This is a genomic window from Paraburkholderia sp. (assembly GCF_028283785.1).
In the GTDB taxonomy this organism is placed as follows: Bacteria; Pseudomonadota; Gammaproteobacteria; order Burkholderiales; family Burkholderiaceae; genus Paraburkholderia.
Window position 1 is genome coordinate 304,847 of the sequence record NZ_JAPWKB010000002.1, and the last position, 15,904, is coordinate 320,750.

Genomic DNA, 15,904 nt, shown 5'->3' on the forward strand with positions numbered 1-15,904 from the left:
TTCTTCCGCAGGTTTTACGATGGCCTCGTTGCTCGATTATAGAAGCGCGACCGCCATCGTTACGCGCGTCGCAACGCCGATATTGCCCGGCCTGGCCCCACATCAAGGCAAAATACGGGTTTTCAGGACGCGCGCAGCGCTGTGACGAACCCGCGAATCCGTTCGCCGGGTGGCCGTCGCGCGCGGCGCCTCGCGTCCAGCAAGCCAGCTCGCGGAACACCGCGAGCCCATTGGAGCCTAGTGTCATGCCCGAATCGAACGTGTCTTTCCTCGGCAGGATTTCTGTTGCCGTCGGCACATTTTTCTCCATCCTCGGCGACGGCAAACTTGCCGCCGACGTCCAGCGCCTGCGTCGCGGCGACGCGCCGTTCGCCGCGCCCGTTGCCACCCCCGCACCCGCGCCCGCTCCGGCGCCCGCACCCGCGCCGGTCGTAATCAAGGAAGCGACGCCCGACGCCGCGCTGCAACTGCTCGGCCTGCTGCAGCGCGACGCGCGCTTCGTCGATTTCGTCGAAGAAGACATCGCCGCCTATTCCGACGCCGACATCGGCGCGGCCGCGCGCCTCGTCCACGAAGGCTGCCGCGCGACCTTGCGCGAGCACTTCACGATCCGCCCGGTGCGCAGCGAAGCCGAAAACAGCCGCGTGACGCTGCCGGAAGGCTTCGACGCGACGCAGGTACGCCTGACCGGCAACGTCGTCGGCAAGGCGCCTTTCAGCGGCAACCTGAGCCATCGCGGCTGGAAAGTGGACGACGTCCGCCTGCCGCGCCTGACCGACAGCCATGACGCGTCCGTGATTGCGCCGGCGGAGGTGGAACTGTGAGCGATCCACGTTATTCGATCGGTATCGATCTGGGCACCACGCATTGCGCGCTGTCGTACGTCGATCTCGCCGCCAGCGACGGCGAAAAGACCAGCCAGGGCGTGCTGCCCGTGTCGCAACTGACCGCACCCGGCGCAATCGAATCGCCGAGCCTGCTGCCGTCGTTCCTGTATCTGCCGCACGCCAGCGAACTGACCAAGGGCGACCTGTGGCTGCCGTGGACCGCCGAGCGCGATTTCGTGGTCGGTGAAATGGCCCGCAGCCGTGGCGCGGGCACGCCGATCCGCCTCGTGTCGAGCGCGAAAAGCTGGCTGTGTCATCCGGGCGTGGACCGCCGCGCGGCCATCTTGCCGAACGACGCGCCGCCGGAAGTCGCGCGCGTATCGCCGCTGGAAACGTCGGCGCGTTATCTGACGCATCTGCGCGAAGCGTGGGATCACGCGCATCCGGACGCGCCGTTCGCGGAGCAGGACGTCACCGTGACGATTCCGGCCTCGTTCGATCCCGCCGCGCGCGAACTGACCGCCGAAGCCGCGAACGCCGCCGGTTATACGCGGATGACGCTGCTCGAAGAGCCGCAAGCCGCACTGTATAGCTGGATCCAGAAAAGCGACGGCGCGTGGCGCAAACAGGTCAAGGTCGGCGACATCATCCTCGTGGTGGATGTCGGCGGAGGCACTACCGACCTTTCGCTGATGGCGGTGATCGAGCGCGACGGCAATCTCGAACTGCATCGCGTCGCGGTCGGCGAACACATCCTGCTCGGCGGCGACAACATGGATCTCGCGCTCGCACACGTGGTCGCACGCAAGCTCGCTTCGCAAGGCACCCAGGCCGATCCGTGGCAATTGCGCGCGCTGACTTACGCGTGCCGTTCGGCAAAGGAATTGCTGCTGAACGACGCATCGCTCGACACCGCGCCGCTCGTCGTGCCGAGCCGCGGTTCGAAGCTGATCGGCGGTTCGATCCGTACCGAACTGACGCGCGCGGAACTGACGCAAACCATTCTCGACGGTTTTTTCCCGCAAGTCGATGCGGCCGCGCGGCCGGTCAGCCGAGCGCGTGTCGGTCTCACGCAACTCGGTTTGCCGTACGCGCAGGACGCGGGCATCACGCGCCATCTGGCGGCGTTCCTCGCCCGTCAGGTCGGCGCGCTCGCGGAACTCGACGGCATGCAACAGGCGCAGGCCGGCAACGCGACGTTCCTGCATCCGACCGCCGTATTGTTCAACGGCGGCGTGTTCAAGTCGCCGCTGCTGGTATCGCGGATCGTCGATACGCTGAACGCGTGGCTCGCCGCCGACAATGCGCCGGCCGCGCGTCTGCTCGAAGGCGCCGACCTCGACCTCGCGGTCGCGCGCGGCGCGGCCTACTACGGCTACGTGAAGCGCGGCAAGGGCGTGCGGATTCGCGGCGGCACGGCACGCGCGTACTACGTCGCGGTCGAATCCGCGATGCCCGCCGTGCCCGGCATGGAACCGCCGATCCAGGCGCTGTGCGTCGCACCGTTCGGTATCGAGGAAGGCTCCGACGCGGCATTGCCGGAAATGGAATTCGGCCTTGTCGTCGGTGAGCCGGTGAACTTCCGTTTCTTCGGTTCGTCGGTGCGTCGTCAGGATACGGTCGGCACGCTGCTCGACTTCTGGACGCCGGACGAATTGCAAGAGCTCGAAGAAATCGAAGCGACGCTGCCGGCCGAAGGCCGCACCGCCGGCGAAGTGGTCGCGGTGAAGCTGCATGCGCACGTCACCGAAGCCGGCACGCTCGAACTCGAAGCGATCCCGCGCGGCACGAACGAACGCTGGAAGGTTCAGTTCGACGTGCGCGGCGGCGCGAACTAAGTTCGATGACGCGCTACATCGTCGGGATCGATCTCGGCACCAGCAACACGGTCGTCGCGTATGTGGCGGCCGGGTCGGATCAGGTGCAGGTGTTCGATATCGACCAGTTGCTCAGTCCGGGCGAAACCGGCGCGCGGCCGTTGCTGCCGTCGGTACGTTATCACCCCGCGCCCGGCGAATTCGACGCGGGCGATCTGCGTTTGCCGTGGGATCCGGTGCAGGCCGGGTCCTCAGCGAAAAGCCGGGCAAACGCCGACGCGCCGCCGCCCGTAATCGGTCGGCTGGCGCGCGTGCTCGGCGCGCAGGTGCCGGGCCGGCTGGTCGCCAGCGCGAAAAGCTGGCTGTCGCATGCGTCGGTGGACCGGCTCGCGCCGATCCTGCCGTGGGGCGCACCGGACGACGTCGAAAAAGTCTCGCCCGTTACCGCGAGCGCCAGCTATCTCGCGCATGTTCACGCCGCGTGGAACGCGCGTTTTCCGGACGCGCCGCTCGCCGGTCAGGACGTCGTGCTGACGGTTCCCGCGTCGTTCGACGAAGGCGCGCGCGCACTGACGCTCGAAGCCGCGCGCATCGCCGGGTTGCCACGCGTGCGGCTGCTCGAAGAACCGCAAGCCGCGTTTTACGACTGGCTGTTCCAGCATCGCGCCACGCTCGCCGCCGACCTCGCGAATACGCAACGCGTGCTGATCTGCGACGTCGGCGGCGGCACGACCGATCTCACGCTAATCGAGGTCGCGTTCGTCGATGGCGAGCCGCAGTTGACGCGTATCGGCGTCGGCAATCACCTGATGCTCGGCGGCGACAACATGGACCTCGCGCTTGCGCGGCTCGTCGAAACGCGTCTGGCAAGCGGGAACACGCGACTGTCGGCGGCGAACCTGTCGCAACTGGTCGAACGCTGCCGTATCGCCAAAGAACAGTTGCTGGGACCGCAGCCGCCGGAATCGGTCGCGGTGACGCTGCTCGGCTCGGGTTCGAAGCTGATCGGCGGCGCGCGCAGTGCACAACTCACGCGCGCCGAAATCGAACAGATCGTCGTCGATGGGTTTTTCCCGGCCGTATCGGCGGGCGATCTGCCCAAACGCGCGCGCGCCGCGATCGTCGAATTCGGCTTGCCCTATGCGTCGGACCCGGCCGTCACGCGTCACGTCGCGGCGTTCCTGCAGCGCCACGCGGCAAGCACGGACAGCGGCAGCGGCAGCGACTCAGGTACGGAAAATCCATCGCCGACGCACATGCCCGATACGCTGCTGCTCAACGGCGGCGTGTTTCGCGCGCAGGCACTCACCGCGCGTCTCGCCGGAACGTTGAGCGACTGGCGCGGCCAGCCGGTCAACGTGCTGCAAAACGATCATCCGGATATCGCGGTCGCACGCGGCGCGGTCGCGTACGGACTGGCGCGCGCGGGTCATGCGCCGAAGATCGGCGGCGGCTCGGCGCGCAGCTACTTCCTCGCGCTCGACGATGCCGGGCCGTCGCGCGGCGTGTGTCTGTTGCCGCGCGGCACCGAAGAAGGCGTCGAAGTTCATCTGCACGACCGCGTGTTCGCGTTGCGGCTCGGTCATCCGGTGCGCTTCCATCTGGCCTCGACGGTCGCCGACACACCGTATCGTCCCGGTGAAATCGCCGATATCGGCGAAGGCGATTTCGTCCGCCTCCCGCCGATCGCAACCGTCGTGCACGCGCAAAGCGCCGCCGATTCGCGCGACCGCGCTCGCGAAACGCCGGTCAGGCTGACGACGTCGCTGACGGAAGTCGGCACGCTCGACATGCATTGCATCGCCACCGACGATCCCGCGCAGCGCTGGTCGCTCGAATTCCAGTTGCGGCGCGACGAAGCCAACGCCACGACGCAAGACGGCGCGCCCAGCCACCCGTTGCTCGACCGCGCGATCGAACTGATCGACCGCGTGTTCGGCGCGCGCTCGGCGCAGATCGATCCGAAGGAAACGCGGCGGCTGCGCGCGCAACTCGAACAGTTGCTCGGCCCGCGACAAAGCTGGGACAGCGCGTTGCTGCGCGATATGTTCGGCGCGCTGTGGGAACGCGCTCGGCGTCGGCGGCGTTCGGCGGATCACGAGCGTCTGTGGCTGAATCTGGCCGGCTATTGCGTGCGGCCCGGCTTCGGCTATCCGCTCGACGAATGGCGTGTCGAACAGCTATGGTCGCTGTTCGACGACGGCATTCAGTACATCAACGACGCGCAGGTCTGGTCCGAATGGTGGACGCTGTGGCGACGCGCGGCGGGCGGTCTCGACGAAGCCGCGCAACTCCAGTTGCTCGATGCGATGGCGTGGCTCGAACCGGCCAGCATGAAGCGCCGCAAAGTGCCGTTCGACCCGGCCAAAGTCGGTCACGCGGACATGATGCGGGTGTCGGCGTCGCTGGAGCGGATTGCGATCGAACGCAAGATCGAACTCGCGGAAGGCCTGCTGGCGAAGCTGCAAAAGAAGGCGTCGTCGGAGAATCAGCAGAGCTGGTGGGCGGTCGGCCGGATCGGCGCGCGCCAGCCGTTTTACGGCAGCGCGCATAGCGTCGTGCCGCCCGATATCGCGACGCGCTGGCTCGACGCGATTCTCGCGCTCGACTGGAAGAAGGTCGAACCGGCCGCATTCGCAGCCGTGCAGATCGCACAGATGACGGGCGACCGTTCGCGCGATCTCGCACCCGACGTACGCGATACGGTGATCCACCGGCTGCAATCGGCGGGCGCGGCATCGACGTGGATCGAGATGGTGCGTCAGGTCGTCTCGCTCGACGACGCCGATTCGGTTCGCGTGTTCGGCGAATCGCTGCCCGCAGGCCTGAAGCTGATCGGTGCATGAACGGCGGCACGCCCGCGTGCCGCGCCCTTTTTCGAGGTACACCCATGACGTCCAGGATTTTGCCGATCGGCTCGCCCTCATTGCGCGAAATCGCCGCTCCGATCACCGACGTGCGCGCGCCGGACGTGTTGCGCGAGGCCGAGGCGCTCGGCGAAGCGATCCGCGCATTTCGCGCGGAACATGGCTTCGGACGCGCGATCGCGGCGCCGCAAATCGGTATCGGCAAACGGATGATCGGACTGGCGTTGCCGGATTGGCCGAACGTCGTGCTCAATCCGGAAGTGATATGGAAAAGCGACGCGCAGATGACGCTGTGGGACGATTGCATGTGCTTTCCGGACATGCTGGTGAGAGTGGCGCGCCATGCGTCGGTGTCGATCCAGTACATGACGCTCGACGGCGACATCTGTTGCAAGACGCATCTCGGTCGTGCCGAATCCGAACTGATCCAGCATGAAATCGATCATCTCGACGGCGTGCTGTCGTTCGATCGCGCGACCGGCGCGAATCCCGTCGTGCATCGCAGCGTGTTCGACGCGGACCGCGCGTCGTTCATGCAACAGGTCGATTACATCCCCGAACCGGCGTAAGCGCGGCAACCCCGGCCGGTCAGCCCGCGTTCACGACGCCTGCGCGCGCCGCTGGCAGGCGTCCATCACGACCTCGTGAAGCGTCGCGATATCGAACGGTTTCGACAGCACGGTCACGCCGATCGCCGCCGCGCGATCCAGATCCTCGGAGAAACCGGTCATCAGCGCAACGTTCTGCGCAGGCCAGCGCACGCGAATCTGCTCGGCGAGATCGAGGCCGTTCTGCTCGCCGGGCATCTGGATATCGGACAGCACCAGTTCGAAAGTTTCGCCGTGTTCGAGCCGGTCCGACGCTTCGTCGGCGGTCGCCGCGACGCGCACGTCCAGCCCGAAGGTTTCGAGGACCGCCGCGACGCCCGCCGCGACTTCCTCGTTGTCTTCGACCACCAGCACCGTGCCCTGCGTGCTTTCGCGCGCGGCTTCCGGCGGCGGATGCGCATGCGAAGCGGCTGCGGCAACACGGCTGCGCGGCAGATACAGACGCACGGTCGTACCGTGTCCCTCGACGGTTTCGATGGCGGCGGAGCCGCCCGCGTCCTCGCACATCGCCTGGACTTGCGCGAGACCCAGGCCCGTGCCCGAGCCATGCGCCTTGGTTGTGAACAGCGGTTCGAACGCGCGACGCGCGACGTCCTCGCGCATGCCGACGCCGTCGTCGGAGAACGCCAGCATCACGAACTCGCCGACCGGCATGCCGACATCCGCCGCCGAATACCGCACGTTCTGGCAACGGATCGCGAACCGGCCGCGACCGTTCATCGCGTCGCGCGCATTGACCGCGATGTTCATGATCGAAAACTCCAGCTCTTTCGCATCGACGTAGACCGGCCACGCGTCGTCCGCGACATCGACCAGCAGTTGCACGTTGTCGCCGAGCGCGGCTTTCGCGAATGTTGCGATGGCCGGCAACCATGCGAGCGGCATCACGACTTCCGGCTTCAACGGCTGCTTGCGCGCCACGCTCAACAGTCGGCGCGCGAGCGATTGCGCGCCCGACGCCGCGCGCTCGACCGCCATCACTTCGCGTTCGAGTCCGTTGAAATTCTTGGTGCGCGCGATGTCGGTATTTGCGGCGACGACCATCAGCAGGTTGTTGAAATCGTGCGCGACGTTGGCGACCAGATTGCCGAGCGCGCCCATCCGGTGCAGCGCGCGGCTCGATTCTTCCGCCGACAGCCGGCGCTTCTGTTCCGCTTGCCAGCGTTCCCACGACAGCCGTTCGGCATCCAGTTGACGCAGCGAGAACAGGATCAGACACCAGATCGCCGCGCACGGCAGCATGATGACCATCGCGACGATCATCAGATGCCGGAACCATTGCGCGACCACCGCCGACGCCGCGTAACCGCTCGCCACGTACAGCGGATAGTCGCCGACGCGACGAAACGACAGCAGCCGTTCGGTGCCGTCGACGCTCGATGTGAGCCTCACGCGGCCGAATTGCTGGTGATTGCGCAACGCCTCGGAAAACGGCGAATTCACCGCCGAATGCGTGCCGGGCGCCCAGTTCGGATAGCGGACCAGCAGACTGCCGTCTTGCCGGTACAAGCCAATGGCGAGCGCAGGATTGCCCGCGATCAGATCGCGATAGAACTTCGAGAAATAGCTGTTGCGCAGCGAGATCGACACGACACCGAGAAAACGGCCGTCGGAGGCGCTGCGCGCGATCGTGGTGTTGAACACTTCGGCTTGCGACATGCGGCCGTGCATCGGCAGCGAGAAATACGGATCGGGGAGCGCGCTCTTCGCGCTGTTGAAATCTTCGCGATTCGCGACGTAAATGGGCGGCACCGGATACGTACGGCTACCCGCCAGCAGACGCCCTTCTGCATTGAAAATGCCGACGCCCGACACCTGCGGGAAATCGCCGCCGATCAGTTGCAGCCGGTTATGCAACTGCTGCTCGTGCTTGCGGATCAGTTCGTCGTCATCGTCGCCGAGCAGTTCGATGATCCGCGCGCTCATCTGCTGGTTCAGATCCAGCACCTTGACCGCATGTTCTTCCGCGACGCGATCGAGCCGGTCGATGGCTTCGTTGGCGTCCGCCAGCCGGCTTTGATAGTCGAAGTACTCGTAGACGCACAGACTCCCGGCGGGAAACAGGATGGACGCAATCAGCACGATGCGCAGGATGCGGCGCGTCAGCTGAAAATTGCGTGAGGGCAGCGGTAAACCGAGTTCCAGGTTGTCGGGGTATCGCACAAGGCACCGTATTCAAGATTGACCATGCATGCATCGCCGACGGGCGCGCAGACCTCGCCTCAGGACTTTACCCCAGACAAAGCGATCATTGCAGCGAACGATGAAACCAGGCCCTTGACGCCAACGCATAAGGGCCGTCGCGTGACGGCCCTTATGCGTTCGTGCGCGGAGCCGCAGCCCGCTCAGGCATGCCCCTGGATCGGCATGGTGTCGAGCGGCAGCCGGGACACGCTGGTCGCCGCGCGCAGTTCGAACGCGCGCGTGTCGTTGCGCTCCGCGTGTTCGAGTGCGGCGATCAACCAGTGTTGCGCGTCGGCGTGACGGTCCATCGCGCGCAGCACCTCGCCCTTGACCCGGCACAACTCCGCGTAATACCAGCGCTCGCCGGTCGCGTCGCAACGATGGATCGCGTCGTCGATGCTGGCAAGCGCCTCGTCGTGCCGTCCCAGTTCCAGCGCCGCCAGCGCGTACTGGCATTGCAACGCCGTCATCGGTTCGACGAAATGCGTGTCGCGCAACCCGGCGAGCGCCAGACCGAAGCGTTCGAGCGCGGCCGGCGTGGGTTCGCGGATCGTGTCCAGACACGCGCGATAGCAACTGCCGCTCGCCACCCAGATCGCGAAGTTGAATCGCGACGACACCTGCGACAGCAGATCGATGCCCTGCCGGGCAAGCAGGTCGTCGCCGTTGAACAGCGCGATCGGCACCAGCGCTTCGACCAGCACGTAGCAGGTGACCATCTCGTGATCGTAACGGACGGCGGCGTCGAAGCACTGCACCGCCAGCGCCAGCGCTTCCTCGTGGCGGCCCTGCGCCCACACCACGCGCGCGAGCGTCGCCTGCGCGACGATGCCGTGCTCGATCCGGAAGCCGATCGCATTCCACCGATGCAGCGGCTGCGCATACGCATCGATCATCGATTCGAGCCGTTCGCGCGCGGCGCGCTGGTCGCCGGTGTAATGAAGCGCGATACCTTCGATGCGGCTCGCGATCACGGTATGGGTCGCGTTGCCCGATGCGATCGCCTGCTCGCGGAAGCGCCGCGCATAAGCGAGCGCGACGACCGGTTCGCCCGCGTACTGATGCCAGTTCCACAGCCCCCACAGTGCGCGCGATTCGTACTCGCCGTGCCCGGCTGCGAGCGCGCGATCCAGCACGTCCTGCCACGCGTCGCGGGTCGCGTGCGACGGACCTTCGGTGTAGACCAGCGCCGCCGCGAGCGCCGACACTAGCCGCAAGCGCGTGTCGAGCGACACCGGCGACGACGCGCTCGCGTCTCCATGCGATTCCACGACATCGATGGCGCGCAACGCATCGCGCGCCCGCGCCGCGCATTCCTCGACCAGCGACAGATCGAACAGATACGGCACCGCCACCGACGCCAGTTCGATCCCCGCCGCCGGATCGCCATGCCCGGACAAGGTCCAGTCGAGCGCGGAACGCAGATTCTCCAGTTCGCCGCGAAAATCCGCGAGCCATTCGCCGATCGGACGCGCGGTCCAGTTCTGCTTCGCGCGATCGAACAGCCCATGAAAATATCCCGCGTGCGCGGAGGCCGCCGCCGCGCGTTCGCCGTTCGCGTCGAGTTGCTGCAACGCATACGCGCGGGTCGTCTCCAGAAAACGGTAGCGCGACGCAGGACCGTCGAGTTCGCGCGTCAGCAACGATTTCGACACGAGACCGCCGACTGCGTCGAGCACCTGCATCGGACTCAGACCGGCCGCCGCAAGCAACTGCGACGCGCCATCGAACGTAAAGCCGTTGACGAACACGCCGAGCCAGCGCAACACCTTGCGCTCGGTGGTGTCGAGCAACCGGTAGCTCCAGTCGAGCGTCGCCTTCAGCGTCTGGTGACGCGGCAGCGCCGTACGCCGGCCGCCCGTGAGAATCCGGAAGCGGTCGTCGAGGTTCGCGGCCAGCAAGCCGATGCCGAGCACGGCCGCGCGCGCGGCGGCGAGTTCGAGCGCGAGCGGAATGCCGTCGAGACGACGGCACACTTCGCCGATCAGGCGCACGCTGACGTCGTCCGACGAAAAGCGCGGATCGACCGCCCGCGAGCGCGCGAGGAACAACTGGACGGCGCTCGTCAGCAACACCGCCGAACCCGCATCGTCCTGCGACGGTACCGCCAGCGGCGGCACCTGATGCACCACTTCGTCGCGCACCCGCAGCGATTCGCGACTGGTCGCCAGCACGCGGATGTCGCGGCTCGCGCCGACCAGCGCTTCGGCGATCTGCGCGGTGACGGGCAACACCTGCTCGCAGTTGTCGAGCACGATCAGCGCGCGCCGGTTGCGCCATTCGACGGCGATCTGTTCGAGCACGACATGCGCGGGCGACAACTTGTTGCCGAGCGCGATCGCCAGCGCGTCGAGCGCGGATTGCGGTTCGGACACGGCCGCGAACGATACGAATGCGACGCCGTCGGGGAATTGCGACGACAGCGTGCGCGCGACTTCGATTGCCAGACGCGTCTTGCCGATCCCGCCCGCGCCGACCAGCGTGACAGTCTGCGACACCGACAACGCGGCGGTCAGTGCGGCGAGTTCGTCGTCGCGACCGATCAGCGGCGTGGTGTCGGGCGGAAGCTTTTGCAGATGCGACAGGCGATGCGGCGCTTCGGCAACTGCGGCGGCGTTAGAGGCGTTAGAGGTGTTAGAGGCGGCGGAAGTGACAGCGGCGGCAACCGTGCCGTTGGCCGCGTGCATCGCGGACCACAGCGCGGCGTCAGCCGGTAGCGACGCATGCGCGGACGCGCCTACGTCCGGCGACGCATCGCGTTCGGCGCCCGACGCGCGAATCAGCAGATAGCCGCGACCGGGCACGGTCCTGATCCGGTCGCGTTCGTCGCCGAGCGCGCGGCGCAGCGCCGATATATGCACCTGAAGATTGTTCTCTTCGACGATCGTATCGGGCCACACGCGCCGCATGATGTCGTCCTTCGAGACCAGCGTGCCGTTCGCTTCGGCCAGCAGCAGCAAAATCTCGAACGCCCGGCTACCGATGCGGATCGCCTCGCCGTTCAGGCGGAGTTCGCGAAGGTCGGGCAGCACGTCGAGTGGGCCGATCTGGATCATCGTCGGTAGAAGGCGTGGGTGAACCGGGCGGGCACACGTCCGCGCGTGCGGGTGCGGATCGCGGGCAAGCGTCGAACGGATCATTACGAGATGTCGTGATCGCCGCTGAAGCCCACCAGTAGCGGATAAGCCCGCTTTTCGCGATGGCACGCGGTGGCGGACGGGGTTTCCGGCTGACTATAACCGATTCAAATTGCACCGTCGCGCAGCATGCGCAAACGTTCGCCGGGCGCCTGCCCGTTGCACGTTCAGGCGCTCACGCCGTCGATTTGCAGGATCGCGTCGAGTTGCGGCGCGAGCGCACGGCTGCCGAACGCGCCCTGAAACAGCGCGCTGCCGACCGTAAAACCCCACGCGCCCGCGCCGATCGTCGCCCGCACACGCGCCGTGCTGTCGATACTCCCCGCCGCGATCACCGGCAACCCGACCGCATCGACGACGCGCCGCGTCAGACACGCCGGATCGCCGTCGCCCGCGAAACGGTACGCGAGCAGATCCAGCCCGTGGACGCCCGGCAACGCGGCGATCCGTCGCGCGTCGTCGACGATTGCGTCGATCGGGCCGTCGAGCACGGTCGGATGGCCGCGCGTATGTCCGGCAAACGGAAAGTACCGGACCGCCGAGCCGCGCAGCAGCGGCGACGCCGCGTCGGCATGACGGCCGCCCAGCAGATAATCGACGCCGATCTCCAGCGCCGCCGCGACCGACGCCAGTTCGCTCGCCTCGCTGGTCGCGACCACTTCGAGCAGCACGGCGCGGCCGTCCGCGCGAATCCGCGCCGCGAGCTCCTTCAGCGCCTCGACCGGCAAACCGACGTCCTTGAAGCCGACATGGCGGATCGGGCTGGTGCGCAGGCTGTCGTAGACGCGCAGCGCGTCGGGCACGGTCTGGTCATGCTCGGTCAGCATCACGATGAAATGGCGCATGGCGCGCTCCGGTGGATCAATCGATGCGCGGTGGCCAGTGCCGTGCGCAGACTTGCAGGATCGGCGATGCCCTGACCGGCGATGTCGAACGCCGTGCCGTGATCCGGGCTCGTGCGCACGAACGGCAAGCCGACCGTCACGTTGACGCCGTCCTCGACGCCCGCCAGCTTGACTGGAATCAGCCCCTGATCGTGATATTGCGCGACGACGATATCGAAGCGCCCACGGCGCGCGTGCATGAACACGGTGTCGCCGGGCCACGGGCCGCTCGCGTCGATGCCTTCGTGCTGGGCGAGACGGATTGCCGGCGCGATCACGTCGAGTTCTTCACGGCCGAACAGACCGCCCTCGCCCGCATGCGGATTGAGCCCCGCCACCGCGACGCGCGGCCGTTCGATGCCGAGTTCGCGCATTGCGCGATGCGCGAGCCGGATCGTGCGCAATTCGCTGTCTACGGTCAGCCGTGCGAGCGCGGCGCGCATCGCGCAATGCACCGTCACGAGGATCGTGCGCAGCGTCGGGTTCATCAACATCATCGCGTAGTCGTGCGTGCCGCTCAGGTCGGCGAGCATTTCGGTGTGGCCGGGATAGCGCACGCGTGCCGCCGCCAGCGCGGCCTTGTTGATCGGCGCCGTGCACAGACCGCCGATCTCGCCGCGCATCGCGAGATCGATCGCGATGCGGATCGCGTCGAACGCGGCCTGTCCGGCCAGCGCACTGACCGCGCCGACCGGCAGATCGGCGGGCAAGCGACTGACGTCCAGCACGTGCAATATGTTCGCGCCGTCCGGCGCGCCGGATGACGTCGGCGGTTCGATGGCGGCGATCGTATCGATCGTGCGGATGGCCAGCGGCAACGCGAGCGCGTCCGCCTGACGGCGCAAGACGCCCGCATCGCCGATCACGAACGACGGATGCGCGCGCATAAAAGCCGCGTCCGCGAACGTCTTGACGACGATCTCCGGCCCGATCCCGGCGGCATCGCCCATCGTCACGGCGATCAACTTCGGGGGATGCCCGGTCGATGAGCGCATATTCGTCCTGTGTTATTTTGGTCTCTGAATTCTGGGCTTTTCCAGCCATTTTTGAAGAACCAAAACTCGACGATTTTCGACCGCTTATGGATTCGCGTACGCATCCCGCCGCCCTCCTCGACATCGACACCGACCTCGCCGCCAGCAGCGGTCACAGCGACGGCCCGGCATTCCGGCGCATCGCCCGGCAGTTGAAAGCGCGCATCGACAGCGGCGCACTGCGGCGCGGCACGCGGCTGCCGCCGACGCGCGAACTGGCCCGACGGCTCGGCGTCGCGCGCAACAGCATCGTCGATGCTTACGACGAACTGATCGCCGACGGTCTGCTCGAAGGACGCGGACGGCGCGGCACGTTCGTGACCGGCGACGCGACGCCGGGCGCAGCGTCGCCGGTCACGAACGCACCGCGCGAAACACCGCCGCCGACCGCGTTGCAGCGTCATTCCGTGCGGCGGAATCGACCTGACGCAGCGCAGCCAGCCGATGCGCCGACGCACGCCGCGTTCGACTGGCGGCCTGGTCAGGCCAACGCGCGCGCGTTACCGATCGATGCGTGGCGCGCCGCGTGTCGCGAGGCGGGCCGCACGTTACCGCCGCAAGGCTATGGCGATCCGCGCGGCGACGCGTCGTTGCGTCAGGCGATTGCCGACTGGTTGCAGCAGCATCGGTCGGTGCGCGTGACGGCCGCGCAGATCGTCGTCACGCACGGCACCGGCCAGGCGCTGCACCTGATCGCGCGCACGCTGCTGCAAAGCGGCGACCGCTGCGTCGCCGAGAACCCCGGTTACGCGGGCGCGACGCTTGCGTTCGACAGCGCGGACGCATCGACCGTCCATGTGCCCGTCGATGCGCACGGCTTGTGCGTCGAACCGGCCTTTGATGGCGACGTGTCGCCGGTGATGCTGCACGTCACGCCGACTCATCAGTATCCGATGGGCGCACGTCTGTCCGGACCGCGCCGCCGCACGCTGATCGACGCCGCGCGCGCGGGCGGCACGTTGATTCTGGAGAACGAGTACGACTGCGAGTTCAACTACGCGGGCACCGACCATCCGCCGCTGTTCAGCCACGCGCCCGACAGCACCTTGCTGCTGAGCACGTTCGCGAAAGCGGTGAGCCCGTCGTTACGGCTCGGCTTTATCGCCGCGCCGCCCGACGCCGCCGACGCGCTGGCGGCCTGTGTCGAACGCGAGCGTATGCATGTCTCGTGGCCCGCGCAAAAGATCGTCGAGGCGTTGCTGGTGTCCGGCGAACTGGACCGGCATCTGCGGCGGATCCGCCGTCACTACGCGTCCTTGCGCGCGTCGATCCGCGCGCGGTTCGACGCGCTGGACGACGCCCGGCTCGAACTGCTCGGCGACGACGGCGGCGTGCATGTCGTGATTCGCGGCCGCACGCACGACTTCGATCTGCGCTTGCAGACCGCGTTGCGTGACAGTGGCGTGGTGTTCGATCGGGTCGTCGATTTCGCCACTGGCGACATCGACGCGCGCGGCGTGCTGCTCGCATATGGCCATATGGATGCGCCGATGCTGGATGCCGCGTTGATGCGGCTGCAAAGCTGCGTTGCGCAGCTCGACGCGCGCTGAGTGGCGTTACGTCAATCCACTTCGCCCGTCGCGGGCGATGCGCCCGGACTCGTGCGCGAACGCCCGTGCAGCATCACCGTGCCGATCCCGCTGATCGCGATCACGCACATACCCGCCGCCATCCAGAAGTCCGGCACCTGCCCGAAAAACATCCAGCTATAAAGCGTCGCGAACGCGAGCTGCGCGTAGCCGAACGGCGTCAGCACCGCGAGCGGCGTGCGGCGCAACGCCTGCAACATCATCATCTGACCGAAAGTCGCCACCGACGCCATCGCGAGCACGGCCATCCAGCTACCGAACCGCACGTTGCCGATTTCGGGCAGCACGCTGTTCTGATCGGCCCACACCAGCACGGTCAGCGCGACCGTGGCGACCAGCGCGGTGATGAAGTTGGTGGTGACCGGATCGCCGGTTTTCGACAGTTTGCTCGACACGACCTGGAAGCACGCGAAGGTCGTCGCGGCGGCAATCGGGAACACGACCGTCCACGTGAATTCGCCGCTGCCGGGCCGCACCACCATCAACATGCCGATAAAGCCGAGAATCACCAGCGCCCATTTGCTGCGCGGCACGGCTTCGTTGAGGATGGTCGCGGCGAGCAGGGTCGTGATCAGCGGCGCCATCATCGCGAGCGACGTGGTGACGGGCAACGGCAGATAGCGCAGACCGGCGAAGGTGCTGGCCGAATTGAGCAGCAACAGAAACGCGCGCAGGATTTGCAGTTTCACCGGACGCGCGTTGCGGAATGCGTCGAGACCGCGCCGGACCTGCCAGACGCCGAGCACGACCGCCTGAAACAGATAGCGCACCCACAACAGCGCGACGATCGGCACCGCCGAACCGATGCCTTTGACGATCGAATCGCTGCCCGCGAAGGTCGCGGTCGTCAGCAGCATCAGCGCGATGCCGGCCTCCGCGCTGTCCGCCGGCCACGGGAAGAATTTTTGTAAAGGCAGCGGGCGCGGCATCGGTCTCCTTGCGAGGCAGGGGCAGTCG

10 protein-coding genes are annotated in these 15,904 nt (G+C 67.0%); 5 read left to right on the forward strand and 5 right to left on the reverse strand.

The annotated features are described in order from the left end of the window. Positions 1–245 precede the first annotated feature (245 nt). Genes PW947_RS01895 through PW947_RS01910 form a run of 4 tightly spaced genes read left to right on the forward strand, consistent with a single transcriptional unit; the run spans position 246 to position 6,080 of the window. Positions 246–824 carry a DUF2760 domain-containing protein gene (locus tag PW947_RS01895; RefSeq protein ID WP_299629155.1) on the forward strand — a complete coding sequence of 193 codons (579 nt, stop codon included), beginning with the start codon at positions 246–248 and terminating at the stop codon, positions 822–824. After that, positions 821–2,665 (forward strand): Hsp70 family protein, encoded by a 1,845-nt coding sequence (locus PW947_RS01900; RefSeq protein ID WP_299629157.1) that lies wholly within the window; start codon positions 821–823, stop codon positions 2,663–2,665. Before PW947_RS01895 ends, PW947_RS01900 begins: the two co-directional genes overlap by 4 nt. A gap of 5 nt (positions 2,666–2,670) precedes the next feature. Continuing rightward, on the forward strand, positions 2,671–5,490 hold the full coding sequence (locus tag PW947_RS01905) for an Hsp70 family protein (protein ID WP_299629159.1): 2,820 nt from the start codon (positions 2,671–2,673) through the stop codon (positions 5,488–5,490). A 44-nt stretch (positions 5,491–5,534) separates the two neighbouring features. Continuing rightward, on the forward strand, positions 5,535–6,080 hold the full coding sequence (locus PW947_RS01910) for a peptide deformylase (RefSeq protein WP_299629161.1): 546 nt from the start codon (positions 5,535–5,537) through the stop codon (positions 6,078–6,080). Positions 6,081–6,110: 30 nt separating this feature from the next. Here the strand turns inward: PW947_RS01910 and PW947_RS01915 are convergent, their stop codons facing one another. From PW947_RS01915 to pdxA, 4 genes are all read right to left on the reverse strand, one after another. Beyond that, a complete protein-coding gene (locus PW947_RS01915; RefSeq protein ID WP_299629163.1) occupies positions 6,111–8,282 on the reverse strand; it encodes a hybrid sensor histidine kinase/response regulator in 2,172 nt (723 codons plus the stop codon). Between the two features lie 182 nt (positions 8,283–8,464). Beyond that, a complete protein-coding gene (locus tag PW947_RS01920) occupies positions 8,465–11,359 on the reverse strand; it encodes a winged helix-turn-helix domain-containing protein (protein WP_299629165.1) in 2,895 nt (964 codons plus the stop codon). Between the two features lie 248 nt (positions 11,360–11,607). Beyond that, positions 11,608–12,285 carry a 4-hydroxythreonine-4-phosphate dehydrogenase gene (locus PW947_RS01925; protein WP_299629167.1) on the reverse strand — a complete coding sequence of 226 codons (678 nt, stop codon included), beginning with the start codon at positions 12,283–12,285 and terminating at the stop codon, positions 11,608–11,610. Beyond that, positions 12,267–13,319 (reverse strand): 4-hydroxythreonine-4-phosphate dehydrogenase PdxA, encoded by a 1,053-nt coding sequence (pdxA, locus tag PW947_RS01930; RefSeq protein ID WP_299629169.1) that lies wholly within the window; start codon positions 13,317–13,319, stop codon positions 12,267–12,269. The genes PW947_RS01925 and pdxA overlap by 19 nt, the downstream gene beginning before the upstream one ends. Before the next feature lie 86 nt (positions 13,320–13,405). Between pdxA and PW947_RS01935 the strand changes: the two genes are divergently transcribed. Next, on the forward strand, positions 13,406–14,908 hold the full coding sequence (locus PW947_RS01935; protein ID WP_299629171.1) for a PLP-dependent aminotransferase family protein: 1,503 nt from the start codon (positions 13,406–13,408) through the stop codon (positions 14,906–14,908). Between the two features lie 11 nt (positions 14,909–14,919). Here PW947_RS01935 and PW947_RS01940 read toward each other — a convergent pair whose 3' ends face one another. After that, the gene (locus tag PW947_RS01940; protein WP_299629173.1) at positions 14,920–15,876 is read right to left on the reverse strand and encodes a DMT family transporter; all 957 of its coding nucleotides are present in this window, start codon (positions 15,874–15,876) and stop codon (positions 14,920–14,922) included. Positions 15,877–15,904 lie beyond the last annotated feature (28 nt).